The sequence below is a fragment of the Actinoallomurus vinaceus genome (genome assembly GCF_039542055.1).
GTDB classification, from domain to species: Bacteria; Actinomycetota; Actinomycetes; order Streptosporangiales; family Streptosporangiaceae; genus Actinoallomurus; species Actinoallomurus vinaceus.
In genome coordinates this window covers 637,669-657,926 of record NZ_BAABHK010000004.1, presented here as the reverse complement: position 1 = coordinate 657,926, position 20,258 = coordinate 637,669, and the positions used below count along the sequence as shown (strand labels likewise).

The following is a 20,258-nucleotide window of genomic DNA, read 5'->3' as shown; positions in this document are numbered from 1 at the left end:
CGCACCGATCGTCGCCCCATCCGGGGCGTGGTCGCCGGCGCGGAGGGTTGTTCCGGTCTGGGGCGTGGTTGCCGGTGTGGAGGGTCGTTCCGGTCTGGCTCGTAGTCGCCGGCTCGGAGCCGTGGCGTGCAGGCTCGGTCGCCGGTCAGGAGTCCGGCGGTCGGCGGCGGAGCTTCCATCCCTTCGTGCAGCGCTCGACGAAGCCACCCGCCGACAGGGCGCCCAGGCCGGCGAGCGCGGTGTCGAGATCGACACCGGCGGTCACCGCGATCCGTGCCGCACCTGCTCCGCCGCGTGCGGGAATCGCCTCCAGAACGTCCCTCGTCACGGGGTCCAGCCGGTCACGGTCGAGGACCGGCCCGCGTTTCTCGGGTGCCAGGTCGTCGCCGACGAGCCCGACCAGGTCGAGGACCTCGGAGGTGTCGGTGACGCAGACGGCCTCACCCCATTCCCGCAGCAGGACGTGACAGCCGACGGAGGCCACCGAGGTCACCGGCCCAGGGACGACCATCACGGCGCGGCGAAGGTCACGGGCATGGCGGGCGGTGCTGATCGCGCCACTCCGGCGCGCCGCCTCCACGACCACGGTGCCGCGGGTCAGCGCCGCGATCGTCCGGTTGCGCACCAGAAAGCGGCTCCGGTTGGGCGAAGTGCCGGGTGGGAGCTCGCTGACCAGCAGACCGGAGCGCGCGATCTCGGTGAAGAGCCCGTCATGCGAGCTGGGATAGGTCACGTCGAATCCGCAGGCGAACACCGCGACCGTCAGGCCGTCGGCGGCGAGCACTCCTCGATGCGCCGCCGCGTCGATGCCGAAGGCGCCCCCGCTCAGTGGTGTGTCAATGTGGAACTATTTCGCGACATGATCACCATTGGGAGCGCCAACCCCACCGAGACCGGCCGCACAGGGCTGCGATGGGGCATCTACGTCCGTACCGCTCGGTCAGGGCACGCCGACGCTCAGGAGGTCGCTGTGCGGGACATGATCGCCCGCGTCGATCCGATCGGACAGGTTGTCGAGGTCTACGTCGATGACAACGTCGCTGCCCGCCCCCCCGAACAGTGCGTCGAGTTCGCGCGGATGATCGAAGACCTCCGCGCTTCCCAGCTCAACGCGCTTGGTGCCTGGGACATCGACAGGTTCCCCCGCCACTCGCCTGTGCTCCAGGACCTCGTGAGCGCAGCCGATCAAGTCCGAGTCCGGACCGTCACGGCCGCCGACCTTGACGCGTCGACGTTCGGCGGGCTCTGGCTACTTACGTCGCCCGCCCCTGCTCGCATAAGGCTTGGACGGGTCGGATGACAGCGAGTCTCAGCGAGGCCGTGATCCGAGGCGGCCGTACCGGATTCCGATGGGGGATTTACGTCCGCATCTCCGACGATCGCGAGGGCGCCGGCCTGGGCGTCAAGCGCCAGGAGGGCGACGTCCGCGCCATGATCGCCCGTGTCGACCCGACCGGCACCATCGTCGATCTCTACGTCGACAACGACCTCAGCGCCTACAGCGGCAAGCCCCGGAAGGATTACAACCGGATGGTCCGCGACCTCCAGTCCGGTCGCATCAACGCCATCGGGGCCTGGCACAACGATCGCTTGCAGCGTCCAGATCTGCGTCAGCTGGAAGACTTCATCGACTTGGTCAACGCAACCGCGGCACACGTCCAAACCGTTATGGCCGGTCTGTTCGATCTTTCGACGGCAGCCGGGCGGATGAACGCCCGTCTCCAAGGCGTGATCGCTCGCGGGGAGTCCGAACACAAGGCTGACCGGATCCGACGGAAGCACGAGGAACTCGCGGCGGCGGGCAAGTCCACGGGCGGTGGTTTCCGGCCGTACGGCTACCGCCGGATCTATGACCGGCCAGAGCGACCGCACCGTCTGATCCGCGAGGAGGTCATCCCGGAGGAGGCCGAGGTCATCCGGGAAGCGGCACGCCGAGTGCTCGCTGGGGAGAAGCTGATCGCGGTCTGCCGGGACTTCAATCGGCGGGGCATCCCGACCTCTGGCGGCGGTAAATGGACGCAGCGGCGCGTCAGAGAGGCGCTCGCTGCCGATCCGGATGGAGACCTCGCCCGCGCCATCCGGCCTCGTCTCGACGTCGGAGACACGCTCTCTGACGTTTCCAGGGACCTGAACCGGTTGGGCGTTGAATGTCCCGTCGAGGGGACGTGGTCGACCGCCACGCTGTCGCGGATCCTGACGTCGGCGCGGATCGCCGGCCAGCGTGAGCATCGCCCTCGGTCCCGGGGCGAGACGAAGCGTGTGGAAGTGGGCCCGATCACCGCCGAGAAAGCGGAGTGGCCAGCGATCATCAAGGTCGAGGAGTCGCGGAGGCTCCGTGAACTACTCACGGACCCGGATCGGCGAACCTCGCCGGGGCCGACCGGTCGGCACCTGTGCACCCGCGTGCTGGTCTGTTCGCTCTGCAAGCAGACGCTCGTGGGTCGATCGCGCGGTAAAGACAAACGTATGTACATGTGCGACAACCAGCCGGGCAGGCCGGGCTGCGGGCGGACCTACATCGACGGCGATGGCACCGACCAGGAGGTCACAGCGATGGCTGCCCAGGCGTTGTCATCGTCTGCCTACCGTCAAGCGCTGGCACGGCGGGACGACCAGCCGAACGATGTGGAAGTCCTCGACGAGATCAGCGCCTGCGAACGCCAGTTGGAGCAGTTCGCGGAAGACCTCGGTGAAGGACTGATGACACGCGCCGAGTGGCTTGCCGCGCGGAAGCCGGTAGAACGCCGGCTTAACGCGGCGAAGCAGCTCCTGCGTGCCGTTGATTCCGACCGGGTCCTCGAGGATGTCCCATCCGAGCGCAAGGAGCTGCAGCGGTGGCTTCTCGATACGAATATCGAAGTGTCACGTCGGCGAGCGGTGATTCTCCTCGTGCTGAACGGGGTGGTGGTGAAGCCTGCGGTGTCGGGACGGGCTCGTTTCGATCCTGATCGGCTGGTCCCAGACTGGCGCATGTAGTCGCCTGGTGATGAGCGCAAGGCCCCGGAGATCGTGTATCTCCGGGGCCTTGTCGCATCGCACGTGCGATCGCTCGCGGGGAGGGGGAGGGGGGAGGTGTCTCTGTCTCTGTCTGTGTCTCTGTCTATGGCGATCGCAGGGGATTCGGGGTGTGACTAGGGGCGAGTCGCATACCGATCGCATATGCGATGCGATCCCGATAATGAGGACAGATCGCATGTACTGGCGGACGGGGAATCGGGTGCGGCCCCACCGGGTGAGCCGGTGACGGCAGCAGATGAGGAAGCGATGGCCTGACAGGCAGAGCAGACGGCGGGACGTGATGAGGGGGCGGCGGTGGTGCGGCCGGTGGTCCTGAAGGCACCTTGACCGGGCTATGACTGGGAATGCATGCCCTGGACCTGGTCCTCAGCAGGGACACGTCGCCCGAGCACGCCGGCTGCTTGATCGGCGTCGGCTCCGGACCAACGGCCACCGGCGGCAGGCCGGCGGGCGGCGAGTCCGGAACGGACGGCTTCGCCACGGGGAGTGGTTGCACCCGTGGAAGTCCGGATTGCGGCACGCCGGAGAACCCTGGGCGTGGACTGCGCGGGGAGTGAGAGGCCGTGCTGCTGGCTGGTGGCGTTGACTCGTATCCAATGTCCACCGGACCGTGCGTGGCGTGCCCGGGAAGCGGGACGGGCGAGCCGCCTCGCCGCGGAGAACGACGGGGGCGGGGCAGTCCAGTGCCGGTGGAGCCGGGACTGCTGTGGCGCGGCGGGGCGGCCTGGATCGGCGCCTGGACCTGGTGATGAGCGGACCAGACGCTACCCATGAGCGTCGCACCGGCGATGAACGCCAGGATCGCGGACGTTCCCGAATGACGCTGCTGGGCAAGTGCGACGACAACCGGAACGGCAGCCAGACGGGAACTGTGCGCCCGTACGATCTCGGCGACCTCCTGGTCTTCTTCCCTTCGAGATAGGTCCTTCCCGAGCCGGATGACCAGGGTGCCGTCATTATCCTGCCGGTACTCAACTTCCCGGCCGGGGAGAGCCTTGCGATGCACGATCGGAAGGCGAAATAGATCCATCGAGGGGCTCCGACAAGTTCGTGTTCTTAACCGAGTTGCATATGTCTCTCCAGATCACAGACGGGTCGCTCCCTCCGGTGACCTTACGATGCACCTCCTGTTCACCGACGGTGAGCTTCACCCAGTTCAGGGTTCCGCGTGGCATACCGCACGCCGAGATCAGCTCTGGTGGCACTGGAGGAAGGGTGAGGCTCTGCTCGTGGACCCGGCCGGCATTGAACGCAGCCGTGACCGCCGTCTGCGTCAGGAGCGATTGCTCCGCGATCTTGTCGATCCGTGCGGACATCCCACTGAGCGCCGCGTCGACATCACGGAGACGCTGGTTGAGTTCGGCGACCTGCTGTTCAAGCCGAACGTAACGGCCAATATCGGAAACGGAGTTCGTATATCGGGCTTCGGGGCCCGTGGAGTTCGAAGGCATGTCAATCCCCGTGCGGCCTGATGTTACGTGGCCTGTGAAGACGTTTTCCCCAGAGTTAGACGAAACATCTATCACTCTATGTGCGCATTGTCACGATCTTGAACTGGTTTTCGGCCATACGTGAGATATCTGGAGCGTTCCATTTGTGATATTGGGAGTGACCAAAAATAAGCCAGCGACCACAAGTGTCGTGGTCGCTGGCTCAGTTGTGTCTATCGAGTGGCCCTAAAGAGCGCGTTTGTGGATCCTCACGGCCTGTAACGCTTTCTTATTGCTGGGCAGGCCGGTCGGTTGCGCTCTCTTCGACGTCGCTGCCGAGTGCCGCGGCGATGCCTCGCGTCAGTTCGGCCATGGCCGACAATCGCGCTCGCCACGGCACCTCGTCCAGTGCCCAGACGACCTTCTCCGGTTGAGATAGGGGCCGGCCGAGGATCTCTTCGGGGTTGGGGTCCGGCTCGTTGGGATTGACGATCAGCGACAGGCCGACGCCGGCCGTTGGCTGCTCGGATCGGGGTGCAGAAGCGGCCTCTTCTCGGAGGATCGCATCGAGGACTCTGGCTGCGTCCTCCCGGTTGACCTTGACGAGCTCTTCTGGGGTGATGCCCACGACGTGGGCCATGTGAGCGATGGTCTCGGGGGGCGTATTGGTGACCGGCGCGTTCTCCCCGCCGCCCACGGGCCTGTAGCCACGTTCGATGTAACCCCAGCCTTCTACGCTCATCTGGGCTGCCTTGGCGGCGGCTCTCATGAGGATCTTGGGCCTCGCGCGCAGCCGCGCCATCCGGATGAGCTCGCCCTCCGGCGTCGGCGGTGGCAGGTCCTTGCTGGCCATGACCTGTCTCCTACCTGTCATACGACGGTATATGCCCAGCATGGTACGCGCGATTACTCGCAGGTACAGCCCTTAACAGCCAGATACAGGCAAGTACACATCCTAGAGTTGTACTGAGATGTACTGGCATGTAACGTCATACACGTGATCGAAGACCCCGATGGCACACCCGTTGTTGGCCAGGACGACCCTGGCCTGGGGGAGAACAACCAGGGCGGCGAGGCCGACCGGGACGTCCCTGGCACCAGCACCCCCGAGCACAAGCTGCTCCAAGACCCGGAGGTACTCCGAAGCCGGCGTCTGGTTCGTGGCTTGGAACAGACCGAGCTTGCGCAGAGGGCTGGCTGTACCCAGGCTGCGGTGTCCCGGCTGGAGCGCGGGAACCGAAGCGCACGGCTGTCGACGCTCCGCAAGCTCGCGGTCGCCTTGGAGTGCGAGGTCAAAGACCTGATCGCACCGCACCACCGCCGGAAGGCTTCGTGACTTCGCGCATGCGTCGACCGGTGGACCGGCCGTTGGGAGACGCAGGTGAGCCCGGCTTGGGGGCCTGGGCACGTATTGAGACCAAGGTCCTGACGACCAGAGCGGAGCAAGGGCTTCCGCCGACGGTCGAGGACGTCACGACTCTCCACGCGATCGCCACGCTCATGCATCCCGACCTGGTCGAGGCCGGGCAGATCGGTGGATTCGGCGGCCGGAAGGCCGCATGACCAACGAGCCCCGCGTCGGTGTTAGCGGCACCAGCGGGGCTCGGAAACCCACGAGGTAAGGGACTCACTCTCGTGAACGAAATCAAGGGTAACCCACCCGACTGCGCGGGTCTGGCGATGACGACCCTCGCGTTCATCCGCGACAACCGTGCGCTGTGGGATCAGGTCCACTGGCGGACCACCCGGACCGGCTGCTTCGCCTGGCACACCGCGATCCTCGCCGAAGGCATCCCGGCCACGCCCGCCGACCACAAGTACGGCGAGTACCTGCTCGCCGAGCCCGCCGACAACCCGGCCGACATCTTCACACCCGACGACGGCAAGCGGCCGATCATCCACGTGCGGGCCCGCGCCCGGCGCCTGCTCGGCCTCGGAGAAGCGGACGCCTCCGCGCTGTTCGGGCCGACCAACACCTTCGAGGCCCTGGAAACGCACGTGTACGTGCTGGCGCGCCGCCCGGACGAACTCGCCGGGCTCCTGACCCGCCTCGCCGTCGAGTCCGCCAAGGACCCCTTCGGCGACACCGCCATCGCCCTGGACACCGTCCTGGACGTCCTGGACCACTCCTACCGCGACATGCGCCGCCCCACCGTCGACCGCGGCCACTGGGTCGCGGAGATCCGCAAGACGGCCGCCCAGACCGGAGGCGTGATCCCGTCCTTCCAGCTCGGCCGGGCACTGCTCGCACTCATCGGCGACGTCTTTGACGACCGCCTGTCCCATCTGGAGCTGGCGGCATGACCAACGGCGCAGACAGGAGAGACGCGATGAACCCCGGCGACACCGAGCGCCAGCAGTGGATCGCCGACATGCGCGACCTGCTGGATGTCCTGGAAGCCAACCCCGAGCTTCCCCTGCCGACCGTCGGCCGGCACACGTTCAGCCCGGTGAACCTCGGCTTCTTCGACACAAAGCGCAAGGACGACCGGCGCGCCCAGCTCGCCCGCGCCGTCCGCGCCCTGCGCGGCGGCTTCACGAAGGACTACAGCGGCAACGTCATGAAGCTCGATGGCACCTTTGGGTCGCTGCACCTGCGGCTGATGGTCCCGCGCGAGCAGGTATGTGAGCGGCGCGTCCTCGGCGTCCGGCCGCAGACGGTCGAGATCCCCGACCCGGCAGCCGCGGTGCCGAAGAAGAAGGTCACGTACGACGCCGAAGTGGTCGAGTGGAGCTGCCCGCCCCTCCTGGCTGCCACCGAGTCTGAGGCGGTGTCGGCATGAGCTGGATGGACCCGGAGATCCTCGGTGCCCTGCGGGCCGACACCGCCGAGCTGATGACCACGATCAAGCGGTCCGACTCGGCTGCCGAGCTGATGCGGCGGCGTGCCGAGCAGGCCGAGCAGCAGGCCAGCGGCGCGCGCCACCAGCTCGAGCAGCTCCGCCTGCTCGCACTGCTGGCACAGGGCACGCTGCCTCTCCCCGGTCGTGACCAGATCTACCAGGCCGAGGACGGCGTCACCCTCGCGTTCGGGCCGCTGCAGGTCACCGGACTGCCCGACGACCCGACACCAGAGGACTACCGCAACCTCGCCGAGACCATGCGCAGCCTCTACGTGGCTGCGGCAGCCATCGCTCACCGAGCCGAGGAGGCCGCTCGCGACCTTGCCGCCCCGTCTGCCCCGGAGTCTCTGGTCGCCGTCGAGACGGCCGAGCCCGGTCCAGGCGGCGAGTCCGTCACGATCGTCAAGCGCACCTGTAACGGCTGCGGCACCGTCGTCGGCGACGCCATCCCCGTGGAGCTGGAGGCCGACGCACGCGGCGACGTGCTCCCGGACGTACGAGGCGAATGCGCGAAGTGTTCCGGCGCCGCCGCCGAGTCGTTCGAGCGGCCCATCGCTGGTGATGCGGTCGCTGGCAGGCGGCTCGTCGACAACCTGGCCGAGGCCGGGCCGACGGGCGAGAACCTGGCCACCTCCACGCTCACCGACGTGTCGGCTGTGACCATGGGTGATGCCCGATGACGAACCCCACTGAAGAGGACGAGATCTGGGTTACGCGCGACGTCGCCACGTACTTCCGCGTCAACCCGAAGACCGTGAACCGCTGGGTCAAGGTCAGGAAGCTCAAGCCCGCGTTCGTCACGCCCACCGGCATGTTCCGCTTCCGGAAGTCCCAGATCGTCCAGGGCGGTGAGTCCTGATGCCGCGCGCCGTGATCAGGATCGTGCGTTTGCATCCGGACGGCACGGTCTGCACGCACAAGGTCAAGCCGAGCGGTAAGCCGCGCGAGGGCGAAGACTGCCCCGGCACGGCGAAGTTCCGGGCCGACTGTGACTCGTGCTCGTGGACGGAAGAGGGCTACCTGAAGGTGATCCTCGAACGCCCTGTCAGCGCACACCGGGCCGCCCACAGGACCGGCAAGGTCCCCACGCGCGACGGGGGCGGCCAGTGACGCACTTGATGACCTGGACGCGCATCAGCCCCGAGTCCTTCACCACGGCGTACGCCGGCCGCGTCTGGGAGCTGGTCAAGATCACCGGGGGCGACAGTGGCCTCCGCCCCGGCTGGTACCTGCGCGCGGCTGACAGCCCGAGCACTCTCACTGCTGGTGAGTGGGCGGGCCCGCGCATCATCAACGCCCAGTACCGCGCCATCAGCATGATTCTCACCGACCAGGTGCGGCAGCAGGCCGCGGCGATGCAGCGCATGAAGGCCCTCGCCGAGCAGCTGGACAAGGACGCCGCCGAGGACGACGCCAACCGGAACGAGCGGATCGCCGAGCTGGTCGACGAGACAGGCGACTGGTCGAGCAAGGACCCGGACGTTGCTCGCTTGGCGGCGCTCGTCGATGTCCAACGCGAGATCGCCCAAACCATCCGCATCGCCCTGGGTGAGGTGGACAGGCCGTGATCTACGTCGCCGCCATCGGCTACGTCCTCGTCAGCCTCAGCGCGGTCTATGTCGGCTTGGCCGGTGCTGGCAGGGACGAGGACCTGGCCCGTCCTCCCGCCGACAGGACCCGCGCGCACGCTGGCCGCCCCCTCTGCCTCCCCGCTAACCACACCCCTGAACAGGCATCCGATGAGTACCGCAACGAAGGAGTACCGGACGCACAAGCCGTCCGGCCAAGTCGCCCCACCGCTGATCCTGCTCGAAGGAGGGGAGAAGGCGGGGAAGAGCTTCACAACCGCGCTCTTCACCGGTAGCGAGCGCGTCGGCACCGCGTACTGGGTCGAGTTCGGCGAGACCACCGCTGAGGAGTACGGCGCGATCCCCGGTGCTGACTACGAGATCGTCGAGCACGACGGCACCTTCATGGACTTCTACGGTGCGCTGCAGTGGGTGTACCGGAAAGCCGCGGAGGCGAAGGCGGCCGGGAAGAAGCCGGTCGTCCTCGTCGTGGACTCCATGTCCGCCGAGTGGGAGCTGCTGCGGGCGTGGGCGGCGAACCGCGCGAAAGGCTCAAGGTCGAACCGGGCGAAGCTCGCGGCGGACCCGAACGCCGAGATCGTCATCTCGCACAACCTCTGGAACGACGCCAACGACCGGCACGCGATGATCATGAGCCTGTTCCGGACCTTCCCCGGCATCGTCGTGATGATCGCCAGGGGCAAGGTCGTCACGGCATTCAGCGACAGCGGCCAGCCGATTGAAGGCAAGAAGGACTACCGGGTCGAAGGCCAGAGCCAGCTCGGTTTCCTGGCGTCCTGCTGGATCCGCGTCTCGCGGGATGAGCCCGCCCAGATCATCGGCTGTCGGAAGGTCGTGGGCGGCATCCGGCCGGGCGTCAATCCGCCCAAGCCGCTGGACCAGGACTGGACGTTGGACTGGGTGGTTTTCGACTATCTGAAGTACGACCACGCGCTCGCGCAGCCGAACAACCTGGTCGACCCGCAGCCCGAGCGGACCCCCGAGCAGATCGTCGACGAGGCAATGCTGCCGGGGACGTCGGCCGACCGCATCGCCGAGCTGGCGGACGAGGCCAGGAGATACGGCTATGGCGCGGTCGTCCTGCCGAACGAACAGGGCCAAGACGAGCTCATGGTCCACCTGCTCCGACGCCTCTGGCAGGTGAAGCGGGCGGTCGAACCGGCGAGCGACCAGCAGCGCGAGCGCCTGGACGAGCTGTTCGGCAAGACCGACATGGACTCCGACACGGACGAACGCCTCAAGTTCGTCCGGGATGCCGTCGGCCGCCCGGTCGATTCCGTAGCTGACCTGACTTACGGCGAGGCCGTCGAGGCGCTCAGGGTGCTGGAGCTGTATGTCTCCAAGCTCGCGTCGCCGGACGAGACCGAGGCGGGAGCGGCATGAGCGCCATCACTGTGGGGCAGCGCCTTGCCATCCTCAAGGCGCTCAAGGAAGCCATCGACGCGGAGAACGCAGACACCCGCGCCGAGGCCGAGGAGATCTACCGGGGCATCCGCCAGACGACCGGCGTGAAGAGCGCGGAGGTCGCCCTCCCCGACGGCACGGCGGTCGCCACGGTGAGCATCAAGGCCGGTCCAACCACGGTCACGGTCGACGAGGCTGCGCTCCTGGAATGGACCGAGCGCCACGCCCCCGGCGAAGTCGAGGAGGTCATCGACTCGGCCGCGCTGACCGACCCAGAGGTCCTGGCGTGGTTCCGGGAGAACCGGCCCGAGGCGGTCACACGTCGGGTAAGGCCGGCATGGCGGCAGCTCAAACTCGCCGAGGCGTCCAAGAACAAGGGCGACGTCGTCGACCCGCTGACCGGCGAGGCCAGGAAGATCGCCGAGTTCGTGCAGGGCAAGCCGACCGGTGCGTTCGCGCTGACGCTCGTCGCGAAGAACGGGTCGGCGAACGTGCTGGACGCTCTGCAGTCCGGTGCGCTCTCGCCGGACCTGACGGGCGTCACCAAGCTCCTGTCGTCGCTCTCGCCGTCCGGCCCCGAAGGGGCCTGACATGGCCGGGGGTGGGGGCGCTGACCTGTGCAGACAAACGCTGTTCGGACGTGTTGACAAGGTCCGTCCGGTCTGTAACCTTGTCCACATAAAGCGGACAAGGTTTGGCATGGAAGGACGCATCCAGTGAGCGCACGCAGGACCCCTACCCCCGAACAGGCCGAGATCGTCGCCTCCTACCGGACCGGACAGGACCTGGTCATCGAGGCGGGCGCCGGGACCGGCAAGACCACCACGCTGAAGATGCTCGCGACGGCCACGCCGGGGCGGAAGGGCACCTACATCGCCTACAACCGCGCCATCGCGGACGACGCCAAGGTCGACTTCCCCTCCAACGTGCTGTGCTCCACCGCGCACGGCCTGGCCATGCGTGCCGTCGGCCGCCAGTACAGGCACCGGTTGGACCGCGGCCGCGTCCCGGCGAGGGCCGCGGCACGGATCCTGCGCATCAACGAACCGCTCGCGGTCGGCGACAAGATCCTCAGCCCGACCCAGCAGGTCTACCTCGTCAACGAGATGGTCAAGAAGTTCTGCAACTCCAACGCCACCGAGATCACCGGCAAGCAGGTCCCGCGCAAGCCGGGCCTGGACTCCGACGGCGACATGCGGGTGCTCCAGGCCGCGCTGGTTCCCCTCGCTCGCAGGGCGTGGGAGGACCTGACCCGCCGGGACGGTCGGCTCCGCTTCGAGCACCGCCACTACCTCAAGATCTGGGAGCTCTCGAAGCCGCGGCTGCCCGTCGACTACGTCCTGCTGGACGAAGCCCAGGACGCCAACCCCGTAATCGCCTCCATCGTCGAGAGCCAGGACCACGCCCAGCGGATCATGGTCGGCGACCGGAATCAGGCCATCTACGGCTGGAACGGCGCGATCGACGCTATGGCCAACTTCAAGGGCAAGCGGCTGCAGCTCAGCCAGTCATTCCGCTTCGGCGAGGCCGTCGCCGAAGAGGCCAACAAATGGCTGACCTTCCTCGGCGCGGACCTGCGGCTGACCGGCTTCGAGCGCATCAACTCGGCCGTCGAGCCCATCGACTACCCCGACGCGATCCTGTGCCGTACGAACGCCCAGGCTCTCACACAGGCGATGGCTGCCCTGCGCCAGAACATCAGGGTCGCGCTCGTCGGCGGCGGCGCACGACTCAGCAAGCTGGCAGAGGCCGCGACCAGCCTGAAGGCCGGTATCGGCTGTGACCATCCCGAGCTATTCGCTTTCACCTCCTGGGGTCAGGTCCAGGACTACGTCGAGCAGGACCCCGACGCCGAAGACCTCGCCGGCATGGTCAAGCTGATCGACGAGGTCGGCGCAGAGAAGGTCATCGAGGCCGTCGACCAACTCACCGACGAGCGGTACGCCGCGCTCATCATCTCCACCGCCCACAAGGCCAAGGGCCGCGAGTGGAACAGCGTCCAAATCGCCTCGGACTTCGGGGAGCCCAAGCCCAACAAGGACGGCTCGCCCAGCAACGTCTCCGACGAGGAGGCGATGCTCTCCTACGTCGCGGTCACCCGCGCCAAGCTCACCCTGGACCGAGGCCCCCTGGAGTACATCGACGAGCGCCTGGGGCTTGCCGTCCGATGATCTCCCAAGGGAACCGCCTACGCCCGAAGCGCGGCTGCGGAACGAAGTCCTACCCAGACGAGGCCGCCGCGCTTCGGGCGCTGGACCGGATCAAGACCCGGAACACCCGGAGCAAGGTCCCGACCCGCGCCGAGGAATGCCCGCGTGGGCTGTGGCACCTCGTCGGAGGCAAGGCCACCGGCACCGGGCCGGCCGACAAGATCCGGGCGCTCATCCTCGAGCGCGACGGCCACCGCTGCGCGTCCTGCGGAACCGCGATCCGCGGCCGGTGGTACAGCCTCCAGCACCGCAACGCGCGCGGCATGGGCGGCACCTCGGATCCCCTGGCGAACTCGCCGGTCAACCTCATCACCCTCTGCGTGTCAGCCACATCGCCGGGCTGTCACCTGGCGTGCGAGCGCCGCCACCCCGACATGCACGAGGCCGGGTTCTGGCTGTGGGACTCCCAGGACCCGACAGCCGTACCCGTCACCCACGCCATCTACGGCCGGGTGCTCCTCCTTCCCGACTGCGCCGTGCAACCGGTGACCCCGACAGGTGGTGACACGGAATGACCTCCGACACCCACACGACTCCCGACGGCATTCCCGTCGCCTTCCTTGTGAAGTCCCGCGACGGCATCGCCGCCCTCGCGGTCCCCGTCAACCGCTGCGATCAGCTCGGCGAGGACCGACCCATCGACCATCAACACCACCGCGAGACCAGACTGGAGAACCTTCGTGAAGCCCCCCATCGGCACGGCTGCACCCGCTGCGAGGCAGCCATGAGCCGCCGCCGCTACAGCCCCGTCGTCGCCCTCCTTGACGCGACCGAGGATCGCATCACGAGGTGGGGCCGCGGACGCCTCACCAGCTACGCGATCGCCACAGAGATCGTCCTCCTCATCCTCATTCCGATCGTCCCAGTCCCCGCCTGGATCCTGATCCTGACGATGGTCATCCTGGCCCTCGGCACGCTCGTGACCGTCGTCGCCACCTCGGGGCCGAGCCGATGATCAAGGTGGTCGCCTGCTTCGCCGTCGTCCTCGTCGCGATGGTCGCTGCTGCGTGGATCGTGACAGCACTCCTCCTCTGCCGCAGCAAGCACCGGCAAGAGGCGCGTGTCCCACGACACCCGGCCGCCGACCCGACCGGCACAGCGCTGATCGTCTGCATCGCAGTCACCGACCCGGACAAGCACATCAGCGACCCCGAATGGCGGGCCTTCCTGAAGGCGCACGGCCTGCGAACGAGGTGGCGCGGATGAGGCCCGCCACCCACCGCCGACTGCGTCGCTTGGCCATCGCCGTCGCCGCCGTGTTCTGCGGCTCGACAGCCATCACCTTCTACGCCGCCGGCCACATCCGGGTCCTGACCGGCCACAGCTACCTCGACCTATGGCGTGCGGAACGCCGCCGCGCATCACCGCGGTGGATCCCCGTCCGTCGCTACGACCCTTCCCAGGGAACCCATTCATGAGCAGCACAAACGACACCCAGACCACCACGGGGGCGGACCTCTGATGGCGACGTTGCACGTCATGCGGGGCCTTCCCGGTTCGGGCAAGACCCAGGCGGCCAAGGAGTGGGTCGCTCAGAACCCAGAGCACCGCGCGCGGATCAACCGTGACGACCTGCGGCAGATGATGCACGACGGCCGGTACATCCCGAAGGTCACCGAGCCGCAGATCGTCGCCGTCCGGAACATCTCGATCATCACCATGCTCCGCAAGGGCTTCGACGTCATCTCGGACGACAGCAACATCACCCACGTCGGCCTCCGCGACTTGGCCAGGATCGCCTTCCGATCGGGCGTCGGCTGGGAGGTCCACGACTTCACGCACGTGCCCGTCGAGGAGTGCTTGAGGCGTGACGCCGAACGGGAGCGGCCGGTCGGCGCGCCCATCATCTGGAAGCTCTACCACCAACTGCAGAACGCTCCCGACGGGCCGTTGCCATCACCGGCCGATTTCGCCCAGGCCGACCGGCATCCCGAACAAGACAGAGGACTGAGCGTGCCGAGTCCCACCACCTGATGAGCCCGTTCACCCGCGTGGACCAGGGGGAGGGCGCGCGGGTGGACGCCCCAACGCGGGCGCCCGGAATCCCGCTGGGCGCCCGTCATTCCGCTACCGACAACCGACCTGAAGAACGCACTCATGAGCCACGTTCCTGACACCAGCCACATCAAGACCTGGATAGGTCCGTACCCGCCGTCGAGACCAAAGGACACCGCCACGTTCATCTGGTCGGTCTGTCAGCGCTGCCGCTGGTACGCGTGCCACAGGGAGGACCGCCAGTCGATGGAACACACGATCCAGGTCTGGGACCACGCGAGGACGAGCTGCGAGGACGGCGGACAGCGCTCGCTGTTCGCGCTCACCACCACAGTTCAGGAGACTCCCCGTTGAAGTACGAGAACCCGCAAAAGGGCGACATCGTCGCCCGCAAGGTCACGCCCAACAAGCACGGCACAGTCTTCACCGGCAACGTCGACCACCGGGGCAAGCTGCACATCGAATGGCACTCGCCCCGGCGGCTCCAGGTGGTCGACCTTGCCGACCTCCAGCTGGTCCGGGCCGCCGCCGAGGGCGGCGAGGGCCAGTAATGGCCCGTTGCGCCGAATGCGGTACGGACGGCGACCCTTTGCGGATCGTCCCCGTGTCCTACTGCGAGCACCGGGTGTGCATGTGGGACGGCAACTGCCGGGAGGAGCACTTCGCGACCTGCCCGCCGTACTGTCGGGCGGTCGGCCGTACGCCCCGGCCCCCGGCGATTCAGCAGCTCGACCTGTTCGCCGACGCCGGATAGACGCTGTCCGGACGTATTGACAAGATCATTCCCATCTATAACGTGACCTACGTAATGCGGACAAGATTGCATGTCGCTTAGCTGCGGTTGACCCCTACTCGCAAGACCAACTGGAGAAGGATCAAAGACTGAAATGGCAAGCGGCGAAATCCACCTTTTCCTTTCGGTGAACTTCCCGTCTAACCGGAAAGTGCGGCGACTAATCCGCTTCGGTGCCGATTCGCGCGCTTGCCGTGATCTCTACACGCAGATGCTTCTGTATTGCAAGAAAGATCTCACCGACGGCTTCGTGCCCGACGAAGAGCTTGGGATCCTGGTTTACCCCGACACCCCGGAGAACGGCGAACGTGACGCCGGGCGGCTCGTCGAGGTCGGGCTCATTCGGCGCGTGGACGGCGGCTATCTCGTTCCCGGTTTCATCAAGCGGAACAAGACCAAGGCCGAAGTCCGTGCGTCGGTCGCGGACAAGGCCACGGGCGGCGCGAGAGGCAATCATCGCCGATGGCACGTCGACCGCGGCATCGTGAAAGCGGGCTGTCCGTACTGCGAACGCTCCCGGCCTCCATCCCGCTCGGATGGGGGCTACTCCGCCGACCGCGAAGGACCGCCGCCCGCCGACCAGGAGACCCCGCCGCTACCTCCCGGGCCGACGGACGATGACGAGCCATGGCCGACCGACGACGACCATGCCGGGCGGGGCGCACCTGCGGCGGAAGTGCTGGACATCGCCGCGCTCATCACGGCCGTACGCGAACTCCGGCCGGACTGGACCGCCGCATCGATCCGGCGAGCGCTGAAAGACGCTCGGGTGCTTGAACGGCCGGCGTCGTGGATCCCGGCCGCCATGCTCGCCGTCGCGCGAGATCCCGAAACCGTGGCCCCCGGCCGGCTGGCGAACAACGGGCCCTGGTGGCGGACCAAGCTCAAGCTCGCGGTCGTGCCCGACAAATGCCCGGACTGCAACCCGTTCCGGCACGTGGAGGACCGGGATGGCAACGACCTGGGGCGCTGCCCGCGTTGTCATCCTTCCGTCGTTGAGAGGGCTTCATGAGCAGCGAGATCGACATCAGCGCGGAGACTCGGAAGGCCGTCGACGCCCTGGTGTGGCGGCTCAAGAACCGGGATCCGGATGTCCCGGACGAGGTCTTCTCGCTGGAGTTCATCACGGTGCTGCGCGGCTATGGGTGGCGGCCCACTCGTGCCCGCAAGCCCGAGTGGACTGCCGGGGTCTCGGGGGAGCCCGCATCGGAGGCGACGCGCAAGGCCTTCCATGCAGAGCTGGAAAAGCAGTGGTGGTACGCACGCAAGAAGTCCGACGGCGACCAACGGCCGGGGTCGTAACGGGCCGAGAATCTTGTATACATCAGGTTGACAAAGGATTTCATGGATCCATAACGTTGCCTACGAAAGGTAGTCAAGGATTCGATAGTCGCCCCTCTGAAAGGCGCAAATGCCTCCCACGAAGACTCGCAAAAAGACCCGAAAAAAGCGTCGCACGGAGCCTCGCTTCACCACGGCCAGCCTTGCCGTCATGGCTGAACTCAAGGCGGCCATGATGAGTCCCGAGGAGACCGAGCACTTCACCCACTTCGCCGCGATGCTCGGCGAGAAGTACTCCCTTCGAAACCGATTCCTCATCTGGATCCAGCGACCGACTGCCACGCATGTCGCCGCCAAGTCGACCTGGAGCGACGACTACGGCCGGAGGATCAGCGGCGGGAAGGGATGCGGGATCGCGATCGTCGCACCCCTGACGCGCAAGGCCGACAAGGAAGAGGGCGGCCCGAAGGGAAAGGACGAGCCGCAGAAGAAAGACGAACGGGAGATCTGGGGCGTCAAGGTCACCTACGTCTACGACATCGCCGACACCTCACCAGCCGACGACCAGGCGCAGCCCGCAGCCCTTCCAGCCGTCCAGCCCGCCCCCCGCCCGGAGGCCTCCGAGGTCACCGACATGTTGACGACGATCCTCGAGGACAAGCACAGCGAACGAACGGCGGCCGAGGAGTGAGCCCTCGCCGGCCCAGGGGCGCACCGGAGAACCAGCTCGATCTGTTCGCCGGAGAGGCAACGCCTGACCCCGTCCGGAAGACCTCTACGTCCGCACTACGGAACCTGCTCGCGGGCGTCAGCAAGGCCCTAGAGACCGCTCCCCAGGGTGCAGAACCCGCCGCGTCCGAGGCCCCGGCGCCGGTCGACCCGGTGCCGGCCGCCGCGGAAGCCCTTGAGCCCGAGGCCTCCGACCCGCAACTCGACGAGCAGGAGCCCGCCGAACGGCTTGCCGAACCCGAGGCTCCGGCCCCCGCCGCCACCCGGTCGGCCACGCGACCCCGCAGGGCTCGCGCGGCCCGCCGCCTTAACCGGCTCACCACCCACCGCGAAACCTGCTTCAAGATCGCCGAAGCCGTCGACACCGCCTGGCATGGCCACTACGGCAGCGGCCGGATCGACATCCCGATCGGCTGCGTCGCCGCCCTCACACTCATCGAGGAAGACGACCCGGACGGCCCCAGCCTGGAAGCGCAGATCCTCGCCAAGGACGGCCCAGAGCTGATCCGTTGGTACCGCGAGGTCTGGGGCATCCAGTGGGTGAGCCAGCCGTACCTGGTCGAGTGCGCCCGCCCCATCCACGACTGGCTCGAAGAGCTGGACGAGAACGACGACCGGAACCAGCAGACCGTCATCGCCGTGAAGGCCGTCACCAAAGCGGCCCTCGACAAGGGACTGCTTGAGATCACCGGCGACCCGGACCCGTGGTGGCGCTCCCAGGACGACCTGCTCGGCTACGTCGTCACCGTGATGCGCTCCAAGAGCGCACGCGAAGGCCTCGGGCAGTTCCTCACACCCGCTGCGATCAGTGAAGCGATGGCCGCCCTCCTGCTCGGCGACATGGTTTCCCAAATGCTGGACGACATCACCAAGCCTGGCGGGTGGATCGACGAGCCCGCAGCGGGAACCGGCGGCCTGATCCGCGCCGCTGCCCAGCACATCCGGAGCAAGGGCCACAGCCCGCACGGCTTCACCTGGTCCATGACAGACCTGGACCCGATCGCCGCCGCCTGCTGCGCAGTCAACTCCATCGTCTGGGACCTCGGCCCCCGCGTCCTCGTCCACTGCGGCGACACCCTCGCCGACCCCGAAGGCCCCCGCAAGGAGATCGAACGCCGCAAAGCAGTCATCGGGCACCGCGACAACATGCTCGGCGAGGCCAGCGGCATCGCCGCCCTCCTGCGCGCCGCCCACCTCCTCGACGTCGCCGTCGACGCCAAGCGCGCGGCCGGCGACGCATGACCAGCCCGGACCCGCCGAAAGGATGCCTCGTGATCAGGTCCGTCAACCCCGACCTGCTCGACGCCATGTTGTTTCTCGCCGACATCGACGACCCGTTCCTAGACGACGACCGCGACAGGGTCATCCCCGAGTATTCGCCGCTCGACGGACACGGCGGCCCCTGCGTCGGCATCACCCTTCCCCGCGCCGAGGACGCCTACCCACTCATGGCCACGGCCACCACAGTCATCGGCCCGTCCGCCGCCCTGAAACTCGCCAAGGCCGCCCGCCTCGACGCCGGACAGGACGCCGAGCCGGTCCTGTACTTCCCCGGAGTGCGGTTCGACCCGGCCTGACACGTCGCCCTCAGAACCACCAGTCCGAGCGAATGCCGAGGCTGTCGATGAAGCGCAAGAGTCCCACCGTCTACCGGGACGAATGCGGCTCGCACCTCGGCATAGTCATGCACGAGCTCAACCGGGAGAAGCCATGCGGCGTGTGCCGCCATGGCGAACTGGTGCGGCGGCTTGAGACGGAGCGAGCACCGACCCGGCCCACACCGCGGTGGGCCGCGATCACTTTCGAGGACGCCGCGGCGAACAGGCGACTCCTCGCCGACGCCCTCGGCGTCCCCGACGACATCCCACCAAGGACAACGATCGTGACTTACCCCACGACCGGCGGCACCAGCGAGAACCGCCGCCCGCCCAGCGCCAAGTGCCGCAGTTGCAAGGGGCCGAGCCAACCCGGCCTGTACGTGTGCACGCGCTGCTGGGAAATCCTCTCGAACGATGCCCGCCTCGCCCTGTGCCGCCGCGACACACTCGCCGTCCAGCGGCACCGCGAGCTGAACAGCCAGATCGACAGGGGCGTGCCCCTCCGCTCGATCGAGATCACGCCGTGACGACCAGCGCAGTCTGCGGCCCCGTAGGACCGGTCGACCTCCCCGACGTCGGCCAGGGCGCGTGCTGCATGGGCGCGGCCATGTACGGCCCGACCCGCTGCACCTGCTGGGAAATCGTCCACGACCAGCCCCAGCAGCCACTCCGGCCCGGCCTGCCCCGGCCGCCCTCGCCGATCCGGCTATGCGGTGACTGCGCATACCGGCCGCACAGCCCCGAACGCAGCGGCGAGGCCGGATACGCCGGGGACGCCGACTTCCTCGACGACCTCGTCGAGATCGGCCAGCCGTTCTACTGCCACACCGGGATCCGCCGTGTCCTGGTCCGCCGCCACCCGGCCGGAGTCGAGGTTCCCGGCCATCCCGGCGACTACGACCCGCCCATCCACGACGGGGTGCCGTACAAGGCCGACGGCAGCCCGGCCGACCTCTGCGCGGGCTGGGTCCTCCGTCGCGCCAAGGTCCTCGCCCACCTCGAACCCGATCAAGCAGCCCAGGAAGCCGTCCAGAGCCCCGAAGAACCGGAGACACGGATGTCCACGGCACTCGCCCTACGACACACCCCCATGCCCGTCATGGCCGCCTCCAGCGACCCGGACATGGGTCCCCTCGTCGAGTTCGTTTGCGCGGTCTGCGTCGACTGGTTCTGGCCCTGCCCGACCGCCTGGCTCGCGGACCTGCCCGAAGTGGCCCCGCCCCGTATCGGCTGGGACGCCGAAGACGGCCCGTACGCCGACGAGCCCCCGTTCTGATCATCGGCCCGACAGCAACCACGAGACAGACATGACCACCACCGCAGACCAAACCCTGTGCGCGGCATCCCCCGACCAACCCGAGCGGTACG

31 protein-coding genes are annotated in these 20,258 nt (G+C 67.6%); 29 read left to right on the top strand and 2 right to left on the bottom strand.

Annotated features, from left to right (window positions below; genetic code table 11):
* Positions 1 to 145: 145 nt before the first annotated feature.
* Positions 146 to 829, bottom strand: coding sequence for a DNA-processing protein DprA (locus ABEA24_RS18680; RefSeq protein ID WP_345432191.1), 684 nt, complete (start codon positions 827 to 829; stop codon positions 146 to 148).
* Between ABEA24_RS18680 and ABEA24_RS18675 the strand changes: the two genes are divergently transcribed.
* The 3 genes from ABEA24_RS18675 to ABEA24_RS18665 all read left to right on the top strand — a co-directional run bounded on the left by ABEA24_RS18675 (position 713) and on the right by ABEA24_RS18665 (position 4,490).
* On the top strand, positions 713 to 1,300 hold the full coding sequence (locus ABEA24_RS18675) for a recombinase family protein (protein ID WP_345432161.1): 588 nt from the start codon (positions 713 to 715) through the stop codon (positions 1,298 to 1,300). The two genes, ABEA24_RS18680 and ABEA24_RS18675, sit on opposite strands and share 117 nt — an antisense overlap.
* Positions 1,297 to 2,976: a recombinase family protein gene (locus ABEA24_RS18670; RefSeq protein WP_345432160.1), complete on the top strand. Its 1,680-nt coding sequence runs from the start codon at positions 1,297 to 1,299 to the stop codon at positions 2,974 to 2,976. Before ABEA24_RS18675 ends, ABEA24_RS18670 begins: the two co-directional genes overlap by 4 nt.
* A 1,271-nt stretch (positions 2,977 to 4,247) precedes the next feature.
* Positions 4,248 to 4,490: a hypothetical protein gene (locus tag ABEA24_RS18665; protein WP_345432159.1), complete on the top strand. Its 243-nt coding sequence runs from the start codon at positions 4,248 to 4,250 to the stop codon at positions 4,488 to 4,490.
* A gap of 247 nt (positions 4,491 to 4,737) precedes the next feature.
* On the opposite strand, the gene ABEA24_RS18660 is transcribed toward ABEA24_RS18665, so the two are convergent.
* Positions 4,738 to 5,301 (bottom strand): hypothetical protein, encoded by a 564-nt coding sequence (locus ABEA24_RS18660; RefSeq protein WP_345432158.1) that lies wholly within the window; start codon positions 5,299 to 5,301, stop codon positions 4,738 to 4,740.
* 144 nt (positions 5,302 to 5,445) lie between these two features.
* Here ABEA24_RS18660 and ABEA24_RS18655 point away from each other — a divergent pair, with 144 nt between their 5' ends.
* The 26 genes from ABEA24_RS18655 (at position 5,446) to ABEA24_RS18530 (ending at position 20,166) form a co-directional block, all read left to right on the top strand.
* On the top strand, positions 5,446 to 5,784 hold the full coding sequence (locus ABEA24_RS18655; RefSeq protein ID WP_345432157.1) for a helix-turn-helix domain-containing protein: 339 nt from the start codon (positions 5,446 to 5,448) through the stop codon (positions 5,782 to 5,784).
* Positions 5,785 to 5,840: 56 nt separating this feature from the next.
* A complete protein-coding gene (locus ABEA24_RS18650; protein ID WP_345432156.1) occupies positions 5,841 to 6,011 on the top strand; it encodes a hypothetical protein in 171 nt (56 codons plus the stop codon).
* Positions 6,012 to 6,083: 72 nt separating this feature from the next.
* Positions 6,084 to 6,752 (top strand): hypothetical protein, encoded by a 669-nt coding sequence (locus tag ABEA24_RS18645; RefSeq protein ID WP_345432155.1) that lies wholly within the window; start codon positions 6,084 to 6,086, stop codon positions 6,750 to 6,752.
* Positions 6,753 to 6,778: 26 nt separating this feature from the next.
* A complete protein-coding gene (locus ABEA24_RS18640) occupies positions 6,779 to 7,231 on the top strand; it encodes a hypothetical protein (RefSeq protein WP_345432154.1) in 453 nt (150 codons plus the stop codon).
* Positions 7,228 to 7,971 carry a hypothetical protein gene (locus ABEA24_RS18635; protein ID WP_345432153.1) on the top strand — a complete coding sequence of 248 codons (744 nt, stop codon included), beginning with the start codon at positions 7,228 to 7,230 and terminating at the stop codon, positions 7,969 to 7,971. The genes ABEA24_RS18640 and ABEA24_RS18635 overlap by 4 nt, the downstream gene beginning before the upstream one ends.
* Positions 7,968 to 8,150 carry a MerR family transcriptional regulator gene (locus ABEA24_RS18630; RefSeq protein ID WP_345432152.1) on the top strand — a complete coding sequence of 61 codons (183 nt, stop codon included), beginning with the start codon at positions 7,968 to 7,970 and terminating at the stop codon, positions 8,148 to 8,150. The genes ABEA24_RS18635 and ABEA24_RS18630 overlap by 4 nt, the downstream gene beginning before the upstream one ends.
* Positions 8,151 to 8,173: 23 nt before the next feature.
* Positions 8,174 to 8,401 carry a hypothetical protein gene (locus tag ABEA24_RS18625; RefSeq protein WP_345432151.1) on the top strand — a complete coding sequence of 76 codons (228 nt, stop codon included), beginning with the start codon at positions 8,174 to 8,176 and terminating at the stop codon, positions 8,399 to 8,401.
* A gap of 8 nt (positions 8,402 to 8,409) precedes the next feature.
* Positions 8,410 to 8,859 carry a hypothetical protein gene (locus ABEA24_RS18620; protein ID WP_345432150.1) on the top strand — a complete coding sequence of 150 codons (450 nt, stop codon included), beginning with the start codon at positions 8,410 to 8,412 and terminating at the stop codon, positions 8,857 to 8,859.
* 171 nt (positions 8,860 to 9,030) lie between these two features.
* Complete coding sequence (locus tag ABEA24_RS18615) at positions 9,031 to 10,263, top strand: hypothetical protein (protein WP_345432149.1); 1,233 nt, start codon at positions 9,031 to 9,033, stop codon at positions 10,261 to 10,263.
* The gene (locus ABEA24_RS18610; protein WP_345432148.1) at positions 10,260 to 10,874 is read left to right on the top strand and encodes a hypothetical protein; all 615 of its coding nucleotides are present in this window, start codon (positions 10,260 to 10,262) and stop codon (positions 10,872 to 10,874) included. Before ABEA24_RS18615 ends, ABEA24_RS18610 begins: the two co-directional genes overlap by 4 nt.
* A 126-nt stretch (positions 10,875 to 11,000) precedes the next feature.
* Positions 11,001 to 12,455, top strand: a complete 1,455-nt coding sequence (locus ABEA24_RS18605) for a UvrD-helicase domain-containing protein (RefSeq protein WP_345432147.1) — start codon at positions 11,001 to 11,003, stop codon at positions 12,453 to 12,455.
* Complete coding sequence (locus ABEA24_RS18600; protein WP_345432146.1) at positions 12,452 to 13,009, top strand: HNH endonuclease; 558 nt, start codon at positions 12,452 to 12,454, stop codon at positions 13,007 to 13,009. Before ABEA24_RS18605 ends, ABEA24_RS18600 begins: the two co-directional genes overlap by 4 nt.
* A complete protein-coding gene (locus ABEA24_RS18595; protein WP_345432145.1) occupies positions 13,006 to 13,449 on the top strand; it encodes a hypothetical protein in 444 nt (147 codons plus the stop codon). Before ABEA24_RS18600 ends, ABEA24_RS18595 begins: the two co-directional genes overlap by 4 nt.
* On the top strand, positions 13,446 to 13,700 hold the full coding sequence (locus ABEA24_RS18590) for a hypothetical protein (RefSeq protein ID WP_345432144.1): 255 nt from the start codon (positions 13,446 to 13,448) through the stop codon (positions 13,698 to 13,700). The genes ABEA24_RS18595 and ABEA24_RS18590 overlap by 4 nt, the downstream gene beginning before the upstream one ends.
* On the top strand, positions 13,697 to 13,912 hold the full coding sequence (locus tag ABEA24_RS18585; protein WP_345432143.1) for a hypothetical protein: 216 nt from the start codon (positions 13,697 to 13,699) through the stop codon (positions 13,910 to 13,912). The genes ABEA24_RS18590 and ABEA24_RS18585 overlap by 4 nt, the downstream gene beginning before the upstream one ends.
* Before the next feature lie 43 nt (positions 13,913 to 13,955).
* Positions 13,956 to 14,468, top strand: a complete 513-nt coding sequence (locus tag ABEA24_RS18580) for an AAA family ATPase (RefSeq protein WP_345432142.1) — start codon at positions 13,956 to 13,958, stop codon at positions 14,466 to 14,468.
* A 123-nt stretch (positions 14,469 to 14,591) separates the two neighbouring features.
* Complete coding sequence (locus ABEA24_RS18575) at positions 14,592 to 14,843, top strand: hypothetical protein (RefSeq protein WP_345432141.1); 252 nt, start codon at positions 14,592 to 14,594, stop codon at positions 14,841 to 14,843.
* Positions 14,840 to 15,040, top strand: coding sequence for a hypothetical protein (locus ABEA24_RS18570; RefSeq protein WP_345432140.1), 201 nt, complete (start codon positions 14,840 to 14,842; stop codon positions 15,038 to 15,040). The genes ABEA24_RS18575 and ABEA24_RS18570 overlap by 4 nt, the downstream gene beginning before the upstream one ends.
* Positions 15,041 to 15,078: 38 nt before the next feature.
* The gene (locus ABEA24_RS18565) at positions 15,079 to 15,243 is read left to right on the top strand and encodes a hypothetical protein (protein ID WP_345432139.1); all 165 of its coding nucleotides are present in this window, start codon (positions 15,079 to 15,081) and stop codon (positions 15,241 to 15,243) included.
* A 133-nt stretch (positions 15,244 to 15,376) separates the two neighbouring features.
* Positions 15,377 to 16,294 carry a hypothetical protein gene (locus ABEA24_RS18560; RefSeq protein ID WP_345432138.1) on the top strand — a complete coding sequence of 306 codons (918 nt, stop codon included), beginning with the start codon at positions 15,377 to 15,379 and terminating at the stop codon, positions 16,292 to 16,294.
* The gene (locus tag ABEA24_RS18555; RefSeq protein ID WP_345432137.1) at positions 16,291 to 16,584 is read left to right on the top strand and encodes a hypothetical protein; all 294 of its coding nucleotides are present in this window, start codon (positions 16,291 to 16,293) and stop codon (positions 16,582 to 16,584) included. The genes ABEA24_RS18560 and ABEA24_RS18555 overlap by 4 nt, the downstream gene beginning before the upstream one ends.
* A 190-nt stretch (positions 16,585 to 16,774) precedes the next feature.
* Positions 16,775 to 17,254 (top strand): ArdC-like ssDNA-binding domain-containing protein, encoded by a 480-nt coding sequence (locus ABEA24_RS18550; protein WP_345432136.1) that lies wholly within the window; start codon positions 16,775 to 16,777, stop codon positions 17,252 to 17,254.
* Positions 17,251 to 18,534, top strand: a complete 1,284-nt coding sequence (locus ABEA24_RS18545; protein ID WP_345432135.1) for an N-6 DNA methylase — start codon at positions 17,251 to 17,253, stop codon at positions 18,532 to 18,534. The genes ABEA24_RS18550 and ABEA24_RS18545 overlap by 4 nt, the downstream gene beginning before the upstream one ends.
* Positions 18,535 to 18,563: 29 nt before the next feature.
* Positions 18,564 to 18,869 carry a hypothetical protein gene (locus ABEA24_RS18540; protein ID WP_345432134.1) on the top strand — a complete coding sequence of 102 codons (306 nt, stop codon included), beginning with the start codon at positions 18,564 to 18,566 and terminating at the stop codon, positions 18,867 to 18,869.
* A 47-nt stretch (positions 18,870 to 18,916) separates the two neighbouring features.
* Positions 18,917 to 19,417, top strand: coding sequence for a hypothetical protein (locus tag ABEA24_RS18535; RefSeq protein WP_345432133.1), 501 nt, complete (start codon positions 18,917 to 18,919; stop codon positions 19,415 to 19,417).
* A complete protein-coding gene (locus tag ABEA24_RS18530) occupies positions 19,414 to 20,166 on the top strand; it encodes a hypothetical protein (protein WP_345432132.1) in 753 nt (250 codons plus the stop codon). Before ABEA24_RS18535 ends, ABEA24_RS18530 begins: the two co-directional genes overlap by 4 nt.
* Positions 20,167 to 20,258 lie beyond the last annotated feature (92 nt).